General features: G+C 71.0%; 20 protein-coding genes. 7 read left to right on the forward strand and 13 right to left on the reverse strand.

Going from position 1 to position 22,121, the window contains the following annotated elements; all coding sequences use genetic code 11:
• Positions 1-4: 4 nt before the first annotated feature.
• Positions 5-664: a hypothetical protein gene (locus A4R43_RS19240; protein ID WP_113693602.1), complete on the forward strand. Its 660-nt coding sequence runs from the start codon at positions 5-7 to the stop codon at positions 662-664.
• Here A4R43_RS19240 and A4R43_RS19245 read toward each other — a convergent pair.
• From A4R43_RS19245 to A4R43_RS19255, 3 genes are all read right to left on the reverse strand, one after another.
• Positions 611-1,771: a lactate 2-monooxygenase gene (locus A4R43_RS19245; protein ID WP_113693603.1), complete on the reverse strand. Its 1,161-nt coding sequence runs from the start codon at positions 1,769-1,771 to the stop codon at positions 611-613. The genes A4R43_RS19240 and A4R43_RS19245 overlap by 54 nt on opposite strands.
• Positions 1,768-2,949, reverse strand: coding sequence for a cation:proton antiporter (locus tag A4R43_RS19250; RefSeq protein ID WP_113693604.1), 1,182 nt, complete (start codon positions 2,947-2,949; stop codon positions 1,768-1,770). Before A4R43_RS19250 ends, A4R43_RS19245 begins: the two co-directional genes overlap by 4 nt.
• A gap of 212 nt (positions 2,950-3,161) precedes the next feature.
• Entirely contained in the window at positions 3,162-3,536 is a 375-nt protein-coding gene (locus A4R43_RS19255) for a hypothetical protein (RefSeq protein ID WP_113693605.1), read from the reverse strand.
• A 131-nt stretch (positions 3,537-3,667) separates the two neighbouring features.
• On the opposite strand from A4R43_RS19255, the gene A4R43_RS19260 reads away from it, so the two are divergent.
• Positions 3,668-4,891 (forward strand): multidrug effflux MFS transporter, encoded by a 1,224-nt coding sequence (locus tag A4R43_RS19260; RefSeq protein ID WP_113693606.1) that lies wholly within the window; start codon positions 3,668-3,670, stop codon positions 4,889-4,891.
• Here A4R43_RS19260 and A4R43_RS19265 read toward each other — a convergent pair.
• Positions 4,869-5,516: an NAD(P)-dependent oxidoreductase gene (locus A4R43_RS19265; RefSeq protein WP_113693607.1), complete on the reverse strand. Its 648-nt coding sequence runs from the start codon at positions 5,514-5,516 to the stop codon at positions 4,869-4,871. The genes A4R43_RS19260 and A4R43_RS19265 overlap by 23 nt on opposite strands.
• Positions 5,517-5,590: 74 nt before the next feature.
• Here A4R43_RS19265 and A4R43_RS19270 point away from each other — a divergent pair, with 74 nt between their 5' ends.
• Complete coding sequence (locus A4R43_RS19270; protein ID WP_236809125.1) at positions 5,591-6,292, forward strand: TetR/AcrR family transcriptional regulator; 702 nt, start codon at positions 5,591-5,593, stop codon at positions 6,290-6,292.
• A gap of 1 nt (position 6,293) precedes the next feature.
• Here A4R43_RS19270 and A4R43_RS19275 read toward each other — a convergent pair whose 3' ends face one another.
• Positions 6,294-7,517 carry an NAD(P)/FAD-dependent oxidoreductase gene (locus tag A4R43_RS19275; protein WP_113693608.1) on the reverse strand — a complete coding sequence of 408 codons (1,224 nt, stop codon included), beginning with the start codon at positions 7,515-7,517 and terminating at the stop codon, positions 6,294-6,296.
• Positions 7,518-7,627: 110 nt separating this feature from the next.
• Between A4R43_RS19275 and A4R43_RS19280 the strand changes: the two genes are divergently transcribed.
• The 4 genes from A4R43_RS19280 to A4R43_RS19295 are packed head-to-tail and all read left to right on the forward strand — an operon-like array spanning position 7,628 to position 11,391.
• Positions 7,628-7,867 carry a hypothetical protein gene (locus A4R43_RS19280; protein WP_113693609.1) on the forward strand — a complete coding sequence of 80 codons (240 nt, stop codon included), beginning with the start codon at positions 7,628-7,630 and terminating at the stop codon, positions 7,865-7,867.
• 34 nt (positions 7,868-7,901) lie between these two features.
• Positions 7,902-9,860: an SDR family oxidoreductase gene (locus tag A4R43_RS19285; protein ID WP_113693610.1), complete on the forward strand. Its 1,959-nt coding sequence runs from the start codon at positions 7,902-7,904 to the stop codon at positions 9,858-9,860.
• Positions 9,861-9,911: 51 nt separating this feature from the next.
• A complete protein-coding gene (locus A4R43_RS19290; protein WP_113693611.1) occupies positions 9,912-10,721 on the forward strand; it encodes an ABC transporter ATP-binding protein in 810 nt (269 codons plus the stop codon).
• A gap of 13 nt (positions 10,722-10,734) precedes the next feature.
• Positions 10,735-11,391, forward strand: a complete 657-nt coding sequence (locus A4R43_RS19295) for an O-methyltransferase (protein WP_113693612.1) — start codon at positions 10,735-10,737, stop codon at positions 11,389-11,391.
• Here the strand turns inward: A4R43_RS19295 and A4R43_RS19300 are convergent.
• From A4R43_RS19300 to gcvP, 8 genes are all read right to left on the reverse strand, one after another.
• Positions 11,381-13,192, reverse strand: a complete 1,812-nt coding sequence (locus A4R43_RS19300) for a transglycosylase domain-containing protein (protein ID WP_205215379.1) — start codon at positions 13,190-13,192, stop codon at positions 11,381-11,383. The two genes, A4R43_RS19295 and A4R43_RS19300, sit on opposite strands and share 11 nt — an antisense overlap.
• Before the next feature lie 44 nt (positions 13,193-13,236).
• The gene (locus tag A4R43_RS19305) at positions 13,237-13,968 is read right to left on the reverse strand and encodes a FadR/GntR family transcriptional regulator (RefSeq protein ID WP_418190834.1); all 732 of its coding nucleotides are present in this window, start codon (positions 13,966-13,968) and stop codon (positions 13,237-13,239) included.
• Between the two features lie 197 nt (positions 13,969-14,165).
• Positions 14,166-15,539 (reverse strand): L-serine ammonia-lyase, encoded by a 1,374-nt coding sequence (locus A4R43_RS19310; RefSeq protein ID WP_113693613.1) that lies wholly within the window; start codon positions 15,537-15,539, stop codon positions 14,166-14,168.
• A gap of 13 nt (positions 15,540-15,552) precedes the next feature.
• Positions 15,553-16,554 carry a lipoyl synthase gene (lipA, locus tag A4R43_RS19315; protein ID WP_113693614.1) on the reverse strand — a complete coding sequence of 334 codons (1,002 nt, stop codon included), beginning with the start codon at positions 16,552-16,554 and terminating at the stop codon, positions 15,553-15,555.
• Positions 16,551-17,822 carry a serine hydroxymethyltransferase gene (gene glyA, locus A4R43_RS19320; protein ID WP_113693615.1) on the reverse strand — a complete coding sequence of 424 codons (1,272 nt, stop codon included), beginning with the start codon at positions 17,820-17,822 and terminating at the stop codon, positions 16,551-16,553. Before glyA ends, lipA begins: the two co-directional genes overlap by 4 nt.
• 2 nt (positions 17,823-17,824) lie before the next feature.
• Positions 17,825-18,199 carry a glycine cleavage system protein GcvH gene (gene gcvH / locus A4R43_RS19325; RefSeq protein ID WP_113693616.1) on the reverse strand — a complete coding sequence of 125 codons (375 nt, stop codon included), beginning with the start codon at positions 18,197-18,199 and terminating at the stop codon, positions 17,825-17,827.
• 12 nt (positions 18,200-18,211) lie between these two features.
• A complete protein-coding gene (gene gcvT, locus A4R43_RS19330) occupies positions 18,212-19,300 on the reverse strand; it encodes a glycine cleavage system aminomethyltransferase GcvT (RefSeq protein WP_113693617.1) in 1,089 nt (362 codons plus the stop codon).
• Between the two features lie 4 nt (positions 19,301-19,304).
• Positions 19,305-22,079: an aminomethyl-transferring glycine dehydrogenase gene (gcvP, locus tag A4R43_RS19335; protein ID WP_418190851.1), complete on the reverse strand. Its 2,775-nt coding sequence runs from the start codon at positions 22,077-22,079 to the stop codon at positions 19,305-19,307.
• Between the last annotated feature and the right edge of the window lie 42 nt (positions 22,080-22,121).

The raw sequence follows: 22,121 nt of genomic DNA on the forward strand, positions 1-22,121 counted from the left end.
CGCCGTGACCGCTGAAACGCTTCCTCGCTGGCTCCCCGGCTTCCTCGCCGTGGTGGCCGGACTGGTGCTGGCCGCGACCCCGTCGGCCGGTCCGTGGGTGACCGCCGAGCTGAGCCGGATGAACGCGCCCGGGGTCACCTCGAAGATCGAGGGCGAGATCGAACTCGGCTGGGGCCTCAAGGGCCTGCCCGAGGTCACCGAGATCGCGGGCCCCAGCGCGGCGAACGCCGACGCGGCTTCGCTGGCCTCGGTCTACCAGAGCGCGGTCGAGCGCCAGCCCGCCCCGGAACTGGACTCGGGCCCCGGCTTCATCCTCGACTCGCTGCTCACCATGCTCGGCATGGCCGCGGCCGGGATCGGGGCCTTCCGGCTGTTCGGCGCGGGCAGCCGCGCGCTCTACCGCGGGGTGGCCGCGGCCGGCGCGGCGGGCGTGGTGACCAGCGTGGTGCTCGGCGACATGGCGGTGTCCTCGCTCTACTGGTACCTGGTCGCCCTGCCGACCGGCGTGTGGCCGGCCACCACCTACCACACCGACATCGCCTGCGTGGTGGCGATCACCGCGGGCGTGGTGCTCTGCGTGACCGGCTGGCTCGGCGCCCGGCCGCCGCGGTCACGCCCTGGCCAGGACGTCCGCGTTCAGCCCGGCGACGTCGGTGTTGCCTGACAGCCCCATCGTCATGTCGAAGTCGGCGAGCAGGCCGCGCAGCACGTGCCGCACGCCGTCCTCACCGGCGTGCGCGAGGCCGTAGACGTACGGCCGCCCGAGCAGCACCGCCTTCGCGCCCAGCACCAGCGCCTTGAGCACGTCGGAGCCGGTGCGCACGCCCGAGTCGAACAGCACCTCGATCCGGTCGCCGACCGCGGCGGCGATGCCCGGCAGCGCGTCCAGCGAGGCGATCGCGCCGTCGACCTGGCGGCCGCCGTGGTTGGACACCACGATGCCGTCCATGCCCGCGTCCACCGCCTTGCGCGCGTCGTCGGCGTGCTGGATGCCCTTGAGCACGATCGGCCCGTCCCAGTGCTCACGCAGGAAGGTGAGCTGGTCCCAGGTGCGGTCGGTGCCGGTGACCAGCGAGATCCAGCGGAGGATGGCCGACGGCGGGTCCTCCTCCGGGGTCTTCTCCAGCAGCGCGCGGAAGGCCGGGTCGGTGAACGGCACCGCCATGCCCTCGCCGTTGAGGAAGGGCAGGTACGCCTGGTCGAGGTCGGCCGGGCGCCAGGCCAGCGTCCAGGTGTCCAGGGTGACCACCAGCACCGAGTAACCCGCCTTCTTGGCCCGCGCCAGGATGCTGGCGCAGACGTCGGGATCACCCGGCCAGTACAGCTGGAACCAGCGCGGCCCGGCCCCGTTCGCCGCGGCCACCTCCTCGATGGAGGTGGACGAGGCGGTGGACAGGATCATCGGCAGGCCCAGCGAGGCGGCGGCGCGTGCGGTGGCCGCCTCGGCGTCGGGGTGCACGATCGACTGCACGCCGACCGGCGCGAGCGCCACCGGGGCCGGCATCTCGGTGCCGAGCACCGAGACCGAGAGGTTCCGCTCGGTGGCCCCGGTCAGCATGCGCGGCACGATGCGCCAGCGGTCGAAGGCCGCACGGTTGGCGCGCACGGTGGCCGCCGAGCCCGCGCCACCGGCCACGTAGGCGAACGGCGCCGGGTCGAGCAGGTTCGACGCCGACTCCTCCAGCTTGGTCGGGTCGGTCGAGAACAGCGGCTTCGCGCCGCCGAGCCCCTGCAGGTAGATCTCGTTCTGGTAGCCGCCGAACCGGGTCACCGCTGCCTCCTCACGCTCGCTGGCAGCAGCCTACGGGTGATCCACTCGGAACGGATCACCGCGAGCGGGCCGATGATCGCCAGCAGCAGCACGTACCCGGCGACGAACGGGGCCACCCTGGTGTCCAGCCCGGCCGCGGTGGCCATGGTGGCCAGCACCAGCGAGAACTCGCCCCGGGTGAGCACGGTCAGCCCGATGTTGACCCCCTGCTGCCGGTCGAACGAGTGCAGTTTCGCGGCGAACGCGCCCGCCGCGAGGTTCAGCACCAGGGTCAGCGCCACGGCGAGCAGCACCGGCACGACCACCGTGCCGACCGCACGCGGGTCGATGCTCAGGCCGAAGATGAAGAAGAACAACGCGCCGAAAGCGTCACGCAGCGGCAGCACCAGCTTGTGGATGCGCGGCGCCACCTTCGACCCGCCCAGCATCATGCCGACCATGAAGGCGCCGATCGCGTCGGACACGCCGACCTCCTCGGCCAGCGCGGCGCCCAGCACGGCGACCCCGACGAAGCAGACGGTGAGCAGTTCGTCGTCGGCCGAGCCGAACAGCTTCGACACCAGCCTGCCGCCCCAGCGCGCGAGCGCGGCGAGCACCAGCAGGAAGGCGAAGGCCTTGCCGAAGTCGGCGAGCGCGGCGGCGAAGTCGTCGGCACCGCTGAGCACCGGCTGCAGCAGGGCCAGGTACAGCGCGAGGAAGATGTCCTCGATCACGATGATGCCCATGATCAGGCGGGATTCGGGGTTGTTCATCCGGCGGGTTTCCAGCAGCAGCTTGGTGACGATCGCCGAGGACGAGATGCCGATCGCGCCGGCGATCACCAGCGCCTCCCTGGTCCCCCAGCCGAGCGCGAAGCCGAAGGCGAGCCCGCCGCCGATGTTGAGCACCAGGTAGCCGATCCCGGCGCCGACCAGCTTCTTCCCGCCCGAGACCAGATCGTCGAGGGAGAACTCCAGGCCGAGGTAGAACAGCAGGAAGACCAGGCCGAGCCCGGCCAGCACGCTCATCTCGCCCGGATCGTCCACAAGGGACAGTCCGGGGGTGTTGGGGCCGAACAGGAAACCGGCCAGCATGAACAGCGGAATGGTGGGCAGCCCGATCCGGGCGCCGAGGCGGGCGAGCACACCGGCGGCGAGGAAGGCACCGCCGACGGCGAGCAGGGCATGACCGGTGGCCATGGGGAACTCCTTTTGCGCAGCAGGGCACACCGCGCCGCCGTGAATCCGGCGACGGGCGCGTGGACGCGGGTTCCGCGGGCTTGAGCCGCCAGCCCTGCCGACGGGGCGATCCCCACCGCACGCACCGGGCACCTGGTAGCGCCCTGTCCCCTGTCACGAATGTGGCTTTCGGGACGCGAAACGTCTCGAAAGCCACATTCGTGACATCTGCTTCAGCGAGGGAGGCCGGCGGCGGCTGGCTGGTCGAACTCAAGCCGCCGGGCGGGCGGGGCGCGGGCTTCCGCCGGATCACCGGGGTGGCCCGGGTCGGCGTGCGGTGCGGCAGCGTAGGCCGTGCGGTGCTCGACGGGCGCGGGCGGCGCCGCGGATCCCGGCGGCAGCACGGCTATCTGGGTGATTACCGGCGCGGGTGCGTGGCGGGTGGTAACCGGTTCCGGCTGCGGTTCGGCGGCCAGCGAGCCGACGTGATGGGGCTCGTGACGCACTGGCGTGCCGGTCGGCGCCGCGGCGATCCACAGCTGCAGGACCAGCAGGAACGTGATGAGGATGGACCGGTGGCGCGTGCGGAACGCGTCGCTTCGGCCCATGCTTCCCTTCACTTCGAGTGCACTACAAGTGTACCGGTCTCCCAGCTCAGTGCGGTGGCTCACAGCGCGGAATATTTAGTGGCGCTATGCAAGTTCGCAGGGGAAGGTGTGTCCGACGGGCGGGAGCGTGCATGAGTACTACCGAACAGGTCCAGGCGGTCGAGGGCGTACGCCCGAGCAAGCAGCGGGGCCTCGCGCGGTACGTGCTCATCCTGGGCGGGCTGTCCGCGTTCGGGCCGCTGTCGATCGACATGTACCTGCCCGCGCTGCCGGTGATGACCAGCGAGCTGGGCACCTCGGACGCCACCCTGCAGCTGACGCTCAGCGCGTTCATCGTCGGGCTGGCGATCGGGCAGATCGTGATCGGCCCGCTGTCCGACGCGATCGGCCGCCGCAAGCCGCTGATCGCCGGGCTCGCCATCTACGTGGTGGCGTCGGTGCTCTGCGCGCTCAGCCCGACCGCGGAACTGCTCATCGCCTCCCGCGCCCTGCAGGCGGTCGGCGCGGCGGCGGGCATCGTGATCGCCAGGGCGACCGTGCGCGACCTGTTCTCCGGCATCGCGATGACGCGCTTCTTCTCGATGCTGATGCTGGTCAACGGGCTGGCGCCGATCCTGGCCCCGATCGTCGGCGGCCAGGTCCTCAACTTCACCTCGTGGCGCGGGGTTTTTGTGGTGCTGACCGTGTTCGGCGCGCTGCTGATGACCGTCGCCGCGTTGTTCCTGCCCGAGCCGCTGCCGATGGAGCACCGCCGCCCGGCCAGGTTCGGGCCGATCATGCGCACTTATGGCGGGCTGCTGCGGGACCGGAACTTCGTCGGGTACGCGCTCGCTTCGGGCCTGCTGTTCGGCGCGGTGTTCGCCTACATCGCCGGCTCGTCCTTCGCGCTGCAGGACGTCTACCAGCTGAGCCCGCAGCAGTACAGCCTGGTGTTCGGGCTGAACGGCATCGGCATCGTGGCGCTGGGGCAGGTCAACGGGCGGATCGTCGGCCGGTTCAGCGAACGCGCGCTGCTGCGGTTCGGGCTCGGGCTGGCCAGCGTCGGCGCGCTCGGCATCCTGCTGGCCACCTCGCTGCACCTGTCGCTGGCCGTGGTGCTGCCGCCGCTGTTCCTGCTGGTGTCCAGCATCGGCCTGATCATGCCGAACGCGACGTCGCTGGCGATGGCCGAGCACCCGCGGACGGCCGGTTCGGCGTCCGCGCTGCTCGGCGTGCTGCAGTTCCTGGTCGGTGGCCTGGCCACCCCGCTGGTCGGCCTCGGCGGTCAGGGCTCCGCGGTGCCGATGGCGGTGGTGATGGCCGGGTTCACGCTCGCCGCGCTGGTCGCCTTCCTCACGCTGCCGAACCGACGGTGAACCGCCGCTGGAGGTGGCGGGGCAGCTCGATCTCGTCGAGCACCGCCACCGCCAGGTCCTCGGCGGAGATGTCGGCGGTCACCTCGAGCAGCTGGTCGCCGCCGAGCCGGTAGCGCCCGGTGCGCTCGCCCGGCTGGATCAGCGCGGACGACGGGCTCAGATAGGTCCACTGGCGATCGGACTGCCGGTACCGGTTGAGCGCTTCCCGCTGCGCCAGCACCACCTTCACGTATTCGGCGGGCACGCCGAGCAGACCGGGCAGGCTCTCGGCGAAGCCGTCGGAGTCGACGAGGTGCCTGCCCGGGCTGACTTCCAGGCTGCCCGCTCCGCCGATCACGACGAGCCGCGTGGCCGGCCGGCGCTCGAGCGCCTTGAGCAGCGCGGTCGCCGACGCCGGGAAGACCTCCGCGTTCGCGATGGCCGTCTCGGGGTCACGACCCGAGTTGATCGCGTTGACCACCACATCCAGCCCGTCGATGGCGTCGCCGGGGTCGAGGATGTCCGCCTGCCGCCTGCCCTCCGCGGGGTTCCGGCTGAAGGCCGTGACCTGGTGTCCGCGTTGATCGGCCTCGGCGAGGATCCGCTGCCCGATCACACCCGTGGCGCCGAAGATGCCAATTCTCATGTCACTGTTCACTTTCTGAACGCCGTGTAGTTTCTACACACTTGACAGTAGAGCAACGCTGTAGAGTGTCAAGGGTGGAAACCGCGACGCCCAGCAGGCGGGAACGTTTGCGGGCGGAGACCGCCCAGGAGATCAAGGGCATCGCGCTGCGGCTGATGGCCGAGAGCGGGCCGGACGCGATCTCGCTGCGGGCGATCGCGCGTGAGATGGGCATGACCGCCGGGGCGATCTACGGCTACTACCGGACCAGGGACGACCTGATCACCACGCTGATCCGGGAGTTGTACACCGAACTGGTCGAAGCGCTGTTCACCGCTCGCGACGCGGCCGGCGGCCCGGGAGCGCGGATTCTGGCGTGGGCGGAAGCCTTCCGGGTGTGGGCGGTCGCCAACCCGCAGGGCTTCCGCCTGATCTACGGCGACCCGGTCCCCGGTTACCAGCCGCCCCCCGGTGGCCCCGCCGCCGAAGCCGAGCACCGCGCCTGCTCCGGCCTGACCGCGCTCATCGGGGACGCCTGGCCGTTGATTTCCGGGGGCCGGTCGGCGGACGCCGATCACCAGTGGCACGATTTCGACGAGGGACTGGTCGCCGAGTTCCAGGCGAGTTATCCGGGACTGCCCCCGGCCGCGGTCGCCCTTTCACTGCGGATGTGGGGGCGGATGCACGGGCTGGTCGCGTTGGAGATGTACGGCCATCTGGGGTCGCAGACCTCGGACCCGGCGAAGTTGTACCGGGCCGAGATGCTGGATCTGATCGCTTCGCTGGGGCTGGGCTAGCTCACCCGACGTTGGACAGGTCGCCTCGGGTCAGTTGCTCGTCGGTCACCGGGGTGCCCGTGTCGACCAGGTGCTTCAGCGCGTCTCCCGCGTCCCAGACGTTCACGTTCATCGCGGCGGTGACGCGATCGCCGTCCAGCCAGAAGGCGATGAACTCGCGTGAGGCCAGCTCTCCGCGCACCACCAAGCGGTTCGTGTCGAGGTCCGCGAGACCCCGGTATTCGCAGCCCAGGTCGTATTGATCACTGAAGAAGTACGGCGCCCGCTGGTACGGCTCGTGCGCACCGAGCAGGTTCTTCGCGACGTGCTCGCCCTGGTTCTTGGCGTTCGCCCAGTGTTCGACCCGGACGCGCCTGCCGTACTTCGGGTGGAACTGCGACGCGACGTCCCCGGCGGCGTAGACGTCCGGCGCCGCCGTGCGCAGGACGGCGTCCACGCACACCCCGCCGTCCTCGGCCAGTTCCAGCCCGGCCGCGTGGGCCAGCCCGGTTTCCGGGGCGGCGCCGACCGCGAGCAGCACCACGTCGGCCTCCAGCACCGAACCGTCGGTCAGCCGCACGCCGGTGACCGCGCCCTCGTCGCCCACAAAATCCGCCACCGAACTGCGCAGCCGCCACCGCACGCCCTGCTCGGTGTGCAGGTCACGGAACACCCCGCCGACCTCCGTGCCGAGCACGCTCTCCAGCGGCGTGGACTCCATGCCGACCACGGTCACCTCCGCCCCGTGCCGTCGTGCGGCCGCAGCGGCCTCCGAGCCGATCCAGCCGGAACCGATGATCACCACCCGGTCCGCCTTGGCGAACGCGGCCCGCAGCGCGAGCGCGTCGTCGAGGGTGCGCAGCGTGTGGATGCCGGCCAGGTCGGCGCCACGCACCGGCAGCGAACGCGGTTTCGACCCGGTGGCCAGCAGCAGCCGGTCGTACCGGTGCTCACCCCCGGCGGCGTCCAGCACCAGCCGCGCGCCCATCTCGATCCGCGTGACCCTGGTGCCCAGGTGCAGCCCGATGTCGTGCTCGCTGTAGAAGTTCTGGTCGCGGACCCAGTCGGGCTCCTCAGCGTCACCGAGCAGCAGCCCTTTCGACAGCGCGGGCAGCTCGTACGGCCGGTGCGCGTCCGCGCCGAACAGCAGCACCTCGCCCGAGTAGCCGTTTTCCCGCAGGGACGCGGCGGCGCCCGCGCCGGCCAGTCCGCCGCCGATGATCACGATGCGCTGGGGTCCGGACATCGTCCGCTCCTTTGCTCGTCCACGGTGCTCGCTACCTGACGGTAGTTCTTTCGGGTAACTCGCGTCACGGCCCCGATCGGCTCCAGTCCCAGCACCAGGAGGCGAGTGCGATGCGAAATCGGGGAAAGGGCGTACCTGCCGTGGCCGTGCGGGACGAGTGGTCGGTGAGCTGCCGGGATCTGGCCGGGCGCAAACGTGATCTGACCGTGTTCGTGAGCAGCGACAAGGTGGTGCTGGTGGCGCCACCCGGCGAAGCGGCGGTGCTCGCGCCGCTGGACGTCGGGCGCCTGCGCGCGGCACTGCGCGACGCCGTGGTGACCGTGGCGCAGACCGGGAGCGATCAGGACTAGGCGTACCTACTGGTCAGTAGGTAGGATCCCCGGAATGACCAGCTACTTCGTCACCGGGGCCACCGGATTCCTGGGCAAGCGCCTGGTCGGGCGCCTGCTCGCCAGGCGCGGCACGGAAACCGTGTACGCGCTGGTCCGCGAGACCTCGCGGGGCAAGCTCGCCGCGCTGGCGCACCAGTGGCCGAACGCCGACCGCCTGGTGCCGGTCACCGGCGACCTGACCGAGCCGGGGCTCGGCGTGGACGCCGGTGCGCTGGGCCGCATCGACCACGTGGTGCACCTCGGCGCGATCTACGACTTCACCGCGAGCGAAAAAGCCAACCGGGAAGCCAACGTCGACGGCACGCGGCACACCCTGGAGTTCGCCCGCGCGACCGGCGCCAGGATGCACCACGTCTCGTCGATCGCCGTCGCGGGCAACCACGCCGGCCGGTTCACCGAAGCCGACTTCGACCTCGGCCAGGGCTTCGATTCCCCGTACCACGCCACGAAGTTCGAGGCCGAGAAGCTGGTCCGCGAGAGCGGGCTCTCGCACACCGTCTACCGGCCGTCCGCGGTGGTCGGCGACTCGCGCACCGGCGAGATGGACAAGATCGACGGGCCGTACTACTTCCTCCCGGCGATCTCCCGGCTGGCCGCGCTCCCCCGGCGCCTGCCGCTGGCCGGGCCCGATCTGGGCGCCACCAACCTGGTGCCGGTGGACTACGTGGTCGCCGCGATGGACCACCTGATGCACACCGAACTGCCGTCGGGCAGCACCTTCCACCTCGCTTCGCCGCGGCCGCAGTCGCTGACCGAGGTGTACAACGCCTTCGCGCGGGCGGCGGGCGGGCCGCGCATCGCCGTGCACGTGCCCGGCGCGGGCCTGCTGCGCGCGGCCGGGCACCTCGCCGCGTCCGGTGTCGACCGGCTGCCCGGCGGCCGGTCCGCGCGCCGCGCGGTGCTGGAGGAACTCGGCATCCCGATCGAGGTGCTGCCGCACCTGAGCATGGCCGTGCGGTTCGACACCGAGGCCACCACCGCCGCGCTGGCGGGCAGCGGGCTCGAACTGCCCGCGCTGCGCGACTACGCGAAACCGCTGTACGAGTACTGGCTCGCGCACCTGGACCCGGATCGCGCGCGACGCGGCGAGCGCCTGCGTGGCCGGACCGTGTTGATCACCGGCGCGTCCTCGGGCATCGGCAAGGCGTCCGCGCTGGCGCTCGCCGAACGCGGTGCCAAGGTCCTGCTGGTGGCCCGCCGCGCGGACGAGCTGAACCGCGTGCGCGAGCAGGTGCTGGCCGCGGGCGGCGAAGCCGACTGCTACCCCTGCGACCTGACCGACGGCGACTCGGTGGACGCGCTGGTCAAGGACGTGCTCGCCGACCACGGCGGGGTGGACGTGCTGGTGAACAACGCGGGCCGGTCGATCCGCCGCTCGGTGCTGCTGTCCACCGAGCGCTTCCACGACTTCGAACGCACCATGGCGATCAACTACTTCGGCCCGGTGCGGTTGATCCTCGGCCTGCTGCCGTCGATGGCGGACCGCGGGTACGGGCACGTGGTCAACGTGACCACCCAGGGCCTGCAGACCGACACCCCGCGCTTCTCCGCGTACCTGGCGTCCAAGGCGGCGCTGGAGGAGTTCGGGCTGGCGGCGGGCCGCGAGACGCTGTCGGACGGCATCACCTTCAGCTCGGTGCGCATGCCGCTGGTCCGGACCGACATGATCGCGCCGACCGGGCTGTACCGCACGCTGCCCGCGGCCAGTCCGGAAACCGCGGCGAAGCTGGTGGTCAAGGCGGTCGAGCGGCGGCCGGAGATCCTGAACCGGCCGGAGGGCACGGCGGCGGAACTGGCCACGCGTGCGGTCCCGCGGCTGGCGCGGTTCGCCGCGCACCTGGTCTACCGCGTGGTGCCGGAATCCGCGCCGGAGGCGAGGGGCAAGCGGCGTCCCCCGCTGGCTTCCGTGGCGGGCGCGCTCACGCGGCTGGCGTGGCGTCGCGGTGCGTGATCGCGCCGGAGGCGTAACCCAAACGGGGAATCGATAGGCTAGCCTAACCTTGTGACCTCGACGATCGCTGATTCGAACCGGCTGCGTTCCGACGCACTGACCCTGGCCTACGACGGCCGGACCGTGGCCGAGGACCTCGCGGTCGAGATCCCGGACAACTCGTTCACCGTGATCGTCGGCCCGAACGCGTGCGGCAAGACCACGCTGCTGCGCGCGCTGTCCCGGATGATGAAGCCCCGCAAGGGCTCGGTCTACCTGGACGGCCAGGCGATCACCTCGCTGCCAGCCAAGCAGGTGGCGCGCAAGCTCGGGCTGCTGCCGCAGAGCTCGATCGCGCCGGACGGCATCACCGTGGCCGACCTGGTCGCGCGCGGCCGCTACCCGCACCAGAAACTGCTGCGGCAGTGGTCGGCCGACGACGCCGCGGTGGTGGCCGAGTCGATGGCGGCCACCGGGGTGGACGAGCTGGCCGAGCGGCTGGTGGACGAGCTGTCCGGCGGGCAGCGGCAGCGCGTGTGGCTGGCCATGGCGCTGGCGCAGCAGACCGACCTGCTGCTGCTGGACGAGCCGACCACGTTCCTGGACATCGCGCACCAGATGGACATCCTCGACCTGTGCGCCGACCTGCACGCCAAGCAGGGCCGCACGCTGGTCGCCGTGCTGCACGACCTGAACCACGCGGCGCGCTACGCCACGCACATGATCGCCATGCGGGACGGGCGCATCATCGCCTCCGGCACCCCGGACGAGGTGGTCACCGCGGCGCACGTGGAGGAGATCTTCGCGCTGCCGTGCTCGGTCATGCCCTGCCCGGAAACCGGCACCCCCCTGGTCATCCCGAAGGCGACGCGCAAGGGCTGAGTAGGTTGGTCGCATGGACCAGGAGACTTGGACCGCCGTCGACCAGTACTTCGGCAGTGCGTTGCTGCCACCGGATCCGGCGCTGACCGCGACGCTGGAAAGCAGCCGCCGCGCCGGGCTGCCCTCGATCGCGGTGTCGCCGTTGCAGGGAAAGCTGCTGCACCTGCTGGCCAAGGTGGCCGGGGCGAAGTCGATCCTGGAGATCGGCACGCTCGGCGGGTACAGCACGATCTGGCTGGCCAGGGCGCTGCCCGCGGACGGCAGGCTGGTCACGCTGGAGTACGAGCCGAAGCACGCCGAACTGGCCGAGGCGAACATCGAGGCGGCCGGGCTCGCCGACCAGGTCGAGGTCCGGGTGGGCGCCGCGCTCGACACGCTGCCCCAGCTGAGCGGGCCGTTCGACCTGTCCTTCATCGACGCGGACAAGGTGAACAACCCGGAGTACTTCAAGTGGGCGCTCGAATACTCCCGTCCGGGCAGCGTGATCGTGGTGGACAACGTGGTGCGCGGTGGCGCGGTCGCGCGGGCGGACAGCACGGACCCGTCGATCCAGGGCGTGCGGCGCCTGCACGACCTGATCGCCGCCGAGCCGCGGGTGGAGGCCACCGCGCTGCAGACCGTGGGCGACAAGGGTTACGACGGCCTCACCATCGCCAGGGTCATCTCCTGAACGCACGCCAGATGTTCGCGGGCAGCGTGTCGCCGGTGATGCGGTTGTTGGCGGCGTCCCGCAGCCTGCGTTCCTCGTCGGCGCCCACCCAGACCACAGTGGACAGTCGGTCGGTGTAACCGGCCAGCCAGGCACCGGCGTTGTCGCCGGTGTCGCCGAACCGGTGCGAGCCAGCCTTCGCGGTGCCGTCCTCGCGGCGGAGCACCTCGGTGACGCCGGCGGCCACGTGCGGCTCGACGGCGGGCGCCGGCCCGGCCTGGTGTTCCCAGAGCACCGTGCCTTCGGCGTCCAGCACGCGCTGCACGAAGTACGGCTCGGTCCGCATGCCGCCCGCGGCGAAGGTGCCGTACGCCGAGGCGAGGTCGAGCGCGCGCACGGGATAACCGCCGACCGCGATGCCCGGTCCGATCGTCACGCCGTCCGGCTCGCGCAGGGTCGGCGTGCCGTCCACTTCGGCCGGAATGCCCGCGTCCCTGGCCGCCTCGCTGACCGCGACGGCACCGAAGCGCTTGGTCATCTCGACGAACGGCGTGTCCACCGAACGCCGGACCGCGTCCCGCACCGAGCATTCCGGCGCGTCGCAGCCCGCCTCGTTTTTCACCGCGCGGCCGCCGTAGTCCAGTTTGTCCGGTGCGGGGTACTTCCCGTCCAGATTCGCGCCCTGCCGCAGTCCGGCCGCGACGACAAACGGATGGAACGCCGACCCCGGCGGCTGCGGCACGCCCGCGTAGTCGCGCACGCCCCATTTCCCGCCCTGGTAGGCGCGGATCGCGCCACTGCCCGGTTCGACGGCGACCAGCGCGGCACGCAGGTGGTCGGGTTGCCCGGCCAGCTGGTCCGCGACGGCCTTTTCGCTGTCGGCCTGCGCCTTGCGGTCCAAGGTGGTCTCGATGCGCAGCCCGCCCTGGCGCAGTTGGTCCAGACCGATGCCGTGGCCCTCCAGTTCGGCCAGGACCCGGCGTTTCACGTGGTATTCGGAGTAGGTCAGCCGCCCGGCGCGGGTTTCGGCGGGCGGGACGACGGCGTCACCGGGATACCGCATTTCCGCGCGCTCGGCCTCGTTCACGTAACCGCGTGTCACCAGCTTTTCGGCGACGTAGTTCCAGCGCTTCTCGGCGTGCTCGTGGCTCGACGCCGCCGGGTCGTGCACCGACGGCGACTGGATCATCCCGGCGAGGAACGCGGCTTCGCTGCGCGTGATTTCCGCCAGCGGCTTGCCGAAGTAGGCGTTCGCCGCCGACGCCGGGCCGAAGGTGCCGCGCCCGAACGAGATGATGTTGACGTAGCTTTCGAAGATCTCCTCCTTGCTGCGCTGCTGGGTGATCTTCGTGGACAGCACCAGTTCGGAGAACTTGCGGAAGTAGCTGGCCTGGTCGTTGCCGGTGGAGTTCTTGATGTACTGCTGGGTGATGCCGGAGCCGCCGCCGACACCGGTGACCGCCGCGCGCAGGATGCCGAGCGGGTCGAAGCCCTCGTTCTGCCAGAAGGTCGGATCCTCGACAGCGATGATCGCGTCACGCAGTTCGGGCGGGACCTCGTCGTAGCGGACGTAGAGCCGGTCGCCCTCCTCGGGCACCACCTTCATCAGCTCGGAGCCGTCCGAATAGGTCAGCTGGGCGGTGCGGCCGAGTTCGGCGAGCACGTCCTGCGGGCTGCGCACGTCCAGGATCAGGTAGGCCAGCACGAACGCGGTCAGCGGCAGCAGGATCACCAGTGACAGCACCGCGTAGCCGATTCGCCGGATCCGCCGCCATGCCGACGGCTTCGCGGGTTCCGCGGGCCGCACCTCGTCGTCTTCCACGTAGAGGAAGACGCCTGACCGAGCCGAAAAGTTGCAAACTGGCGTCAGTTCAGGAAACCGCGTAACAGCGACGCGGTGCCCTCGATGTGCTCGGCCATCACGCGGCGCGCCATCGCCGGGTCGCCGGCGAGAATGGCTTCGACCACGGCTTCGTGCTGGGCGTTGGAATGCTCGAGATTGGGTTCGAGCAGCGGGATCTCGTCGAGCAGCTGGTTCACCCGCATCCGCACGTCGGCGACCGCGGTGGTGAGTGATTTCGAGGCGGTGACCTCGGCGATCGCCAGGTGCAGCCGCGAATCGCGGCGGCGGTAGTCGGCCAGGTCGCTGGCGGAGGTCTCGGCGAGCGTGCTGGTCAGGTGCTGGCGCTCGCCGGGCGTGAGGGAACGCGCGGCCGCCATCTCGGCGGCGCCGGTCTCCAGGACGTGACGCAGGCAGAGGGTGTCGTCGAGGCGCTCGGGATCGATCTTGCGGCCCTTGCCGCGTGGCGTGGGGAGGCTGGCGTTCACGAAGGTGCCGCCGTACCGCCCGCGCCGCGACTCCACGTAACCGGCGTCGGCCAGCGCGCGGATCGCCTCGCGCAGCGTGACCCGGCTGACGCCGAGGCGCTCGGCCAGCTCCCGCTCGGCGGGGAGGCGCTCGCCCGCGCCCACCACGCCGAGGCGCACCGCCTGCAGCAGCCGCTCGACGGTTTCCTCGAACGCGTTGCCCGCACGGACCGGCCGGAACAGCGCGTCACCGGCGCTCGCCACCACCGGGCGATCGGGCTGCGCACTCACGGAACCTCCTTCGGCCAGTACGACCGTCACCGCGAGTGTAGGCGGAGACCGGAGCCGGGCGGCCCAATGTCAGCAAGAGGCCCTCAGCAACGGGCGGCGCGCCTTCCGTACGCCTCACCGATCGCGTGTCACGAATGTGGCTTTCGAGACGTTTGGCGTCTCGAAAGCCACATTCGTGACATGGGCGCCGCGGGCTGTCAGCATTCGATGACGTTGACGGCCAGGCCTCCTCGGGCGGTTTCCTTGTACTTGACCTTCATGTCGGCGCCGGTTTCGCGCATGGTTTTGATGGCCTTGTCCAGGGTGACCACGTGACTGCCGTCGCCGCGGAGGGCCATGCGGGCGGCGTGGATGGCCTTCGAGGCGCCCACGGCGTTCCGTTCGATGCACGGGATCTGCACCAGCCCGCCCACCGGGTCGCAGGTCAGCCCCAGGTGGTGCTCCACCCCGATCTCCGCCGCGTTCTCCACCTGCGCCGGCGTGCCGCCGAGCACCTCGGTCAGGCCCGCCGCCGCCATCGCGCACGCCGAGCCGACCTCGCCCTGGCAGCCGACCTCCGCGCCCGAGATCGACCCCGTCTGCTTCAGGATCGAGCCCAGCGCGCCCGCGGTCAGCAGGAACGCCACGATGCCATCGTCGTTGGCACCCTTGATGAACCGCTGGTAGTAGTGCAGCACCGCGGGAATGATCCCGGCCGCCCCGTTGGTCGGCGCGGTCACCACCCGGCCGCCCGAGGCGTTCTCCTCGTTCACCGCCAGCGCGTACAGGCTCACCCAGTCCATCGCGTACAGCGCGTCCCCCACGCCGTCCTCACCGCTCAGCTTCTGGTGCAGCGAACGCGCCCGCCGCGGCACCTTCAGCCCACCGGGCAGCACCCCGTCGTGCTCGATCCCGGCCCGCACGCAGTCGGCCATCACCTGCCAGATCTCCAGCAGGCCCGCCCTGACCTCTTCGCGCGTGCGCCAGACCAGCTCGTTGCGCAGCATGATCTCGCTGACCGGCAGCCCGGTCGCCACGCAGTGCCCGAGCAGGTCGGCCCCGGTCCGGAACGGGTACGGCAGCTCGGTGCTGTCCTCGACGACCACGTGGTCGCTTTCGTACGACTCGTCGCGCACGAAACCGCCGCCGACCGAGTAGTACGTCCGCGCCCGCAGGACCGCGCCGTCGGCGCCGAAGGCCTGGAAGGTCATGCCGTTCGGGTGCGCGGGCAGCGACTTGCGCCGGTGCATCGTCAGGTCGGTGTCCACGTCGAAGGCGATCTCGTGCGTACCGCGCAGGCTGATCCGCCCGCGCTCCCGCATCGCCGCGATCATCTCCGGCACGCGGTCGGTGTCCACCGACTCCGGCCGCTCGCCGGACAGGCCGAGCAGCACCGCCTTGTCACTGCCGTGCCCGTGCCCGGTGGCGCCGAGCGAGCCGAACAGCTCGGCCTTGACACGGGTGGTCGCCCCGAGGTCACCGTCCGCCGCCAGACCGTCCACAAAGGTCAGTGCGGCGCGCATCGGCCCGACCGTGTGCGAGCTGGACGGGCCGATGCCGATGGAAAACAGGTCGAAAACACTGATCGCCATTGATCCGCTTCCTCTACCGGCCCAGGAGGCTGGTGGCCTCCTGCGCGGCGGGACCCTGCGCGGCCAGGTGGGCCAGGTTCTCCGGCAACTCCTCACCACGATGGGCCTTGGTCTGTGCGTACAGGCGCCCGGCCCGATAAGAGGACCGGACCAGGGGACCGGCCATCACTCCGGCGAAGCCCATGGCCTCGGCGGCCCGCGAGTGCTCGACGAACTCTTCCGGCTTGACCCACCGATCCACCGGGTGATGCCGCGGCGAGGGCCGCAGATACTGCGTGATCGTCAGGATCTCGCAACCCGCGTCGACCAGGTCCCGCATCGCCGGGGCCACCTCGTCAGGGGTTTCCCCCATCCCGAGGATCAGGTTCGACTTCGTCACCAACCCCGCCTCCCGGGCGGCGGTGATCACCTCCAGCGACCGCGCGTACCGGAAACCCGGGCGGATGCGCTTGAAAATCCGCGGCACCGTCTCCACGTTGTGCGCCAGCACCTCCGGCCGCGACCCGAACACCTCGGCCAGCTGACCGGGGTCGGCGTTGAAATCCGGGATCAGCAACTCCACCCCGGTCCCCGGATTCAACGCATGAATCTGCCGCACCGTCTCGGCGTACAGCCACGCGCCACCATCGGGCAGGTCGTCGCGGGCGACACCGGTCACCGTCGAATAGCGCAGGCCCATCGCCTGCACCGACTCGGCCACCTTCCGCGGCTCGGACCGGTCCAGCTCGGCCGGGCGGCCGGTGTCGATCTGGCAGAAATCACACCGCCGCGTGCACTGGTCCCCGCCGATCAGGAACGTGGCCTCCCGATCCTCCCAACACTCGTAGATGTTGGGACAACCCGCCTCCTCACAGACGGTGTGCAGACCCTCCCGGCGCACCAAGCCCTTCAGCTCGGTGAACTCCGGACCCATCCGCGCCCGCGTCTTGATCCACGACGGCTTCTTCTCGATCGGCGTCTGACTGTTGCGGACCTCCAGCCGCAACAGCTTCCGACCCTCCGGCGCGGCGGTCATCCCAGGTCCGCGTACAACGGGTGCTTCTTGGCCAGCAGCTCGACCCTGGCGCGCAGCGACTGCTCGGCCGCGGAGTCGAAGTCCGGCCGCAGCGCGGTCGCGATCACGTCGGCGACCTCGGCGAAGTCGTCGGCGCCGAAGCCGCGGGTGGCCAGCGCCGGGGTGCCGATGCGCAGGCCGGAGGTGACCATCGGCGGCCGCGGGTCGAACGGCACCGCGTTGCGGTTGACCGTGATGCCCACCGAGTGCAGCCGGTCCTCCGCCTCCTGACCGTTCAAAGTGGACTGAACCAGGTCGACCAGCACCAGGTGCACGTCGGTGCCGCCGGTGAGCACGCGCACGCCGGCCTCGGCGCAGTCCGGCTGGGAAAGCCGCTCCGCCAGGATCTTCGCACCTTCGAGCACCCGGCGCTGCCGCTCGGCGAACTCCTCGCTCGCGGCGATCTTCAGCGCCACCGCCTTCGCGGCGATCACGTGCTCCAGCGGCCCGCCCTGCTGACCGGGGAACACCGCCGAGTTCAGCTTCTTCGCCAGCTCCTGCTTGGCGAAGATCAGCCCGCCGCGCGGCCCGCCGAGGGTCTTGTGCGTGGTGGTGGTGACGATGTCGGCGTGCGGCACCGGGTTCGGGTGCAGCCCGGCCGCGACCAGCCCGGCGAAGTGCGCCATGTCCACCATCAGCTTGGCGCCCACCTGGTCCGCGATGCGGCGGAACGCGGCGAAGTCCAGCTGACGCGGGTACGCCGACCAGCCCGCGATGATCAGCTTCGGCTGGCTCTCCACGGCCAGGCGCTCGACCTCGGCCATGTCGACGATCCCGGTCTCCTGGTCCACGTGGTAGGCCACCACGTGGTACAGCTTGCCGGAGAAGTTGAGCTTCATGCCGTGCGTCAGGTGCCCGCCGTGCGCCAGGTCCAGGCCGAGAATGGTGTCGCCGGGGCTGAGCACGGCGGCCATCGCGGCGGCGTTGGCCTGCGCGCCCGAATGCGGCTGCACGTTCGCGAACTCGGCGCCGAACAGGGCCTTCGCCCGGTCGATCGCCAGCTGCTCGATCACGTCGACGTGCTCGCAGCCGCCGTAGTAACGCCTGCCGGGGTAACCCTCGGCGTACTTGTTGGTCAGCACCGAGCCCTGCGCCTCGAGCACGCCCTGCGGCGCGAAGTTCTCGGAGGCGATCATCTCCAGGGTGGACTGCTGGCGGTGCAGCTCGGCGGCCACCGCGGCGGCCACCTCCGGGTCCACAGTGGACAGATCAGCGGTGAAGGAAGTCATGCTCACGCCTCCTCGGTCAGCTCGCGGTAGCGGTCGGCGTCGAGCAGTTCGGGCAGCTCGGCGGCACGCACGCGGAAGAGCCAGCCCTTGCCGTACGGGTCGGAGTTGATCAGCTCGGGCTCGTCGACCACGCCGCCGTTGATCTCGACCACCTCACCGGTGGCCGGCGCGAACAGCTCGCTGACCGACTTGGTGGACTCGATCTCACCGCACGGCGAGCCGGCGGTCAGCGTGGAGCCGACCTCGGGCAGCTGCACGTAGACGACGTCACCGAGGGATTCGGCGGCGAAGGCGGTGATGCCCACAGTGGACACTCCGTCCTCCTCGCGCAGCCACTCGTGCTCGGCGGTGTAACGCAGTTCCTGGGGGATGTTCATGGGGGAAGTCCTTCAGCGCTGGTAGAACGGCAGGGCGACGACCTCGACGGGTTCGACGCGGCCTCGGATGTCGACGGAGAGTTTGGCACCCGGGTCCGACAATGCCGGTGGCACGTACGCCATCGCGATCGGATAGCCCAGGGTGGGGGAAAGCGCGCCGCTGGTGATCTCACCGACCACGGTTTCGCCGTCCAGCACGGAATACCCGTGCCGGGGCGCGCGGCGGCCGGTGCCGGTCAGCCCGACCAGCACCTGCTCCGCCCCGGCGTCGCGGCGCCGCGCCAGCGCCGCCTTGCCGACGAAGTCCTCTTCCTTGTCGAACTTGACCACGCGGCCCAGCCCGGCCTCGAACGGTGTCAGCTCGGTGCTGAGTTCGTTGCCGTACAACGGCATTCCGGCTTCGAGCCGAAGTGTGTCACGGCAGGCGAGCCCGGCGGGCACCAGCCCGTGCGGCTGCCCGGCCTCGGCCAGCACACCCCAGATCTCCGGCGCGACGGCGGCGTCCACGTACAGCTCGAAGCCGTCTTCGCCGGTGTAGCCGGTGCGGGCCAGCAGCACTTCGTGCCCGGCGACCGTGGTCGGCACCGAGGCGTAGTACTTCAGCGCGGTCAGGTCCGCGTCGCAGACGGCACCGACGATCGCGGGCGAATTCGGGCCCTGCACCGCGATCAGCGCGACCTCGGCGGACCGGTCGGTCACCTCGGTGTCGTACCCGGAAGCCCGCTCGCGCAGGGCTTCGGCGACCACGGCCGCGTTGCCCGCGTTCGCCACCACCAGGTACTTCTCCTCCGCCAGGCGGTAGACGACCAGATCGTCCAGCACCCCACCGGATTCCGCGCACAGCATGCTGTAGCGCGCCCGGCCGACCGAAACCGCGGACAGCTTGCCGACCAGCGCGTGGTCGAGCGCGCGGGCGGCCTCCGGCCCGGTCAGCTCGATCTCGGCCATGTGCGAGAGGTCGAACAGGCCGGCCGCCTCACGCACGGCCTTGTGCTCGGCCAGTTCGCTGGCGTACCGCACCGGCATCGACCAGCCGGCGAAATCGGTGAACAACGCGCCGAGTCCGGTGTGGACCTCGTGCAAGGGGGACTTCTTCGTCACGGGTTCAGCCTTCGTAGGAAGAGATGGGCGGGCAGGAGCAGACGAGGTTGCGGTCACCGCGGGCGCCGTCGATGCGCCGGACGGGCGGCCAGTACTTGCCCTTCGCCTTGACCCCGGCCGGGTACACCGCGAGCTTGCGGTCGTACGGCAGGTCCCAGTCGCCGGTCAGCACCTCGGCGGTGTGCGGCGCGTTGCGCAGCGGGCTCCGCTCCACCGGCCAGCGGCCGTCGGCGACCGCGGTGATCTCCGCGCGGATGGCGATCATCGCGTCGCAGAAGCGGTCCAGCTCGGCCAGGTCCTCGCTCTCGGTCGGCTCGACCATCAGCGTGCCGGCCACCGGGAAGGACATCGTCGGCGCGTGGAAACCGTAGTCCACCAGCCGCTTCGCCACGTCGTCCACGGTCACGCCGGTCTCCTTGGTGATGCCGCGGAGATCCAGGATGCACTCGTGCGCTACCAGGCCCGACTGTCCGGTGTAGAGCACCGGGTAGTGGGCACGCAGGCGGGCGGCGACGTAGTTGGCGGCCAGCACGGCCACCTTGGTCGCGTTGGTCAGCCCCTCGGCGCCCATCATCCGCACGTAGGCCCAGGAGATCGGCAGGATCGAGGCCGAGCCGTAGGGCGCTTCGGAGATCGGGCCGACGCCGGTCTCCGGCCCGGCACCACCGTCGAGCGGGTGGTTCGGCAGGTACGGGGCCAGGTGCGCGCGCACCGCGACCGGGCCGACACCGGGACCACCACCGCCGTGCGGGATGCAGAAGGTCTTGTGCAGGTTCAGGTGCGAGACGTCGCCGCCGAACTTGCCCGGCTTCGCCAGCCCGAGCAGCGCGTTGAGGTTCGCGCCGTCCACGTAGACCTGACCGCCGTGCTCGTGCACGATCGAGGCGATCTCCTCGATGCCGTGCTCGTACACCCCGTGCGTGGACGGGTAGGTGATCATGATCGCGGCGAGCGTGTCCTTGTGCTGCTCGGCCTTCGCCCGCAGGTCGGCGAGGTCGACGTCCCCGTCGGCGGTGCAGGCGACCACCACCACGCGCATGCCCGCCATCACCGCGGAGGCCGCGTTCGTGCCGTGCGCGGACGACGGGATCAGGCACACGTCCCGCTCCGGCTGCCCGTTCGCGCGGTGGTAGGCGGTGATCGCCAGCAGCCCGGCGAACTCGCCCTGGCTGCCCGCGTTCGGCTGCAGCGACACGGTGTCGTAGCCGGTGACCTCGGCCAGCCAGCCGGACAGCTGCTCGACCAGCGCGCGGTAGCCAGCGCTGTCCTCGACCGGGGCGAACGGGTGCAGCCCGGCGAACTCGGGCCAGCTGATCGGCTCCATCTCGGCGGTGGCGTTGAGCTTCATCGTGCACGAGCCGAGCGGGATCATGCCGCGGTCGAGCGCGTAGTCCTGGTCGGCCAGGTGCCGCAGGTACCGCAGCATGGCGGTCTCGGAGCGGTGCGTGTGGAACACGTCGTGGGTGAGGTAGTCGGTCGCGCGGACCAGGTCACCGGGCAGCGCGGACTCGCCGGGCGCGGCGTTGGCCTCCAGCTCGAAGGCGAGCAGCACGCGGTGCAGCGTGTCCTCGGTGGTGGTCTCGTCGCAGGCGATCCGGACGTGGTCCTCGTCGACGCGGCCCAGGTTCACGCCGAACCGGCGGGCGTCGGCGATGACCTGCGTGGCCTTGCCGGGCACGCGGACCAGCAGCGTGTCGAAGTAGTGCTCGTGCACGATCTCGGCGCCGCCCGCGCGCAGGGCGGCGGCCAGCCCGGTGGTCAGCGAGTGGACCCGCTCGGCGATCCGCTTCAACCCGTCCGGCCCGTGGTAGACCGCGTACATCGCGGCCAGCACGGCGGGCAGCACCTGCGCGGTGCAGATGTTCGAGGTGGCCTTCTCGCGGCGGATGTGCTGCTCGCGGGTCTGCAGCGCGAGGCGGTAGGCGGGGGCGCCGTCGGCGTCCACCGAGACCCCGACCAGGCGGCCCGGCAGCGAGCGCTCCAGGCCCGCGCGCACGGCCAGGTAACCGGCGTGCGGACCGCCGAAGCCGAGCGGCAGGCCGAAGCGCTGCGTGGTGCCCGCGGCGATGTCGGCGCCGAACTCACCCGGCGCCTCGACCACGGTCAGCGCGAGCAGGTCCGCGGCCACCGTGTACAACGCGCCCGCGGCCTTCGCGGCCTCGGAGATCCGCTGGTGGAAGGCCTTGTCCCGGAGCACGCCCGAAGCGCCCGGGTACTGCACGACCACCCCGAAGAACTCCTCGGGCAGGCCTTCTGAAAGGTCACGCACGTCGACCTCGACGCCGACCGCCTCGGCCCGCGTGCGCACCACCGCAATCGTTTGCGGCAGGGTCTCCGCGTCGAGCACCACGGTCTGCGACTTGGCCTTCGACTGCCGCCGCATCAGCATGACCGCCTCGGCCACCGCGGTCGACTCGTCCAGCATCGAGGCGTTCGCGGTGGTCAGGCCGGTCAGGTCGGCGACCATGGTCTGGAAGTTCAGCAGGGCTTCGAGGCGGCCCTGCGAGATCTCCGGCTGGTACGGGGTGTAGGCGGTGTACCAGGCCGGGTTCTCCAGCACGTTGCGGCGGATCACCGGCGGGGTGATCGTGTCGTGGAAGCCGAGGCCGATCAGCTGCGTCATCGGCCGGTTGCGGGCGGCGAGCCGGCGCAGCTCCGCGGTGGCCTCGGTCTCCGACGCGGGCTCCGGCAGGTTCAGCGCGCTGGTCAGCCGGATGGCACTGGGCACCGCGGCCTCGACCAGCGCGTCCAGGCTGCCGTACCCGCATTCGGCCAGCATCTTGGCCTGCTCGGGATCACCTGGACCGATGTGTCGGGCGGC

The organism is Amycolatopsis albispora, from assembly GCF_003312875.1.
Classification (GTDB): Bacteria; Actinomycetota; Actinomycetes; order Mycobacteriales; family Pseudonocardiaceae; genus Amycolatopsis; species Amycolatopsis albispora.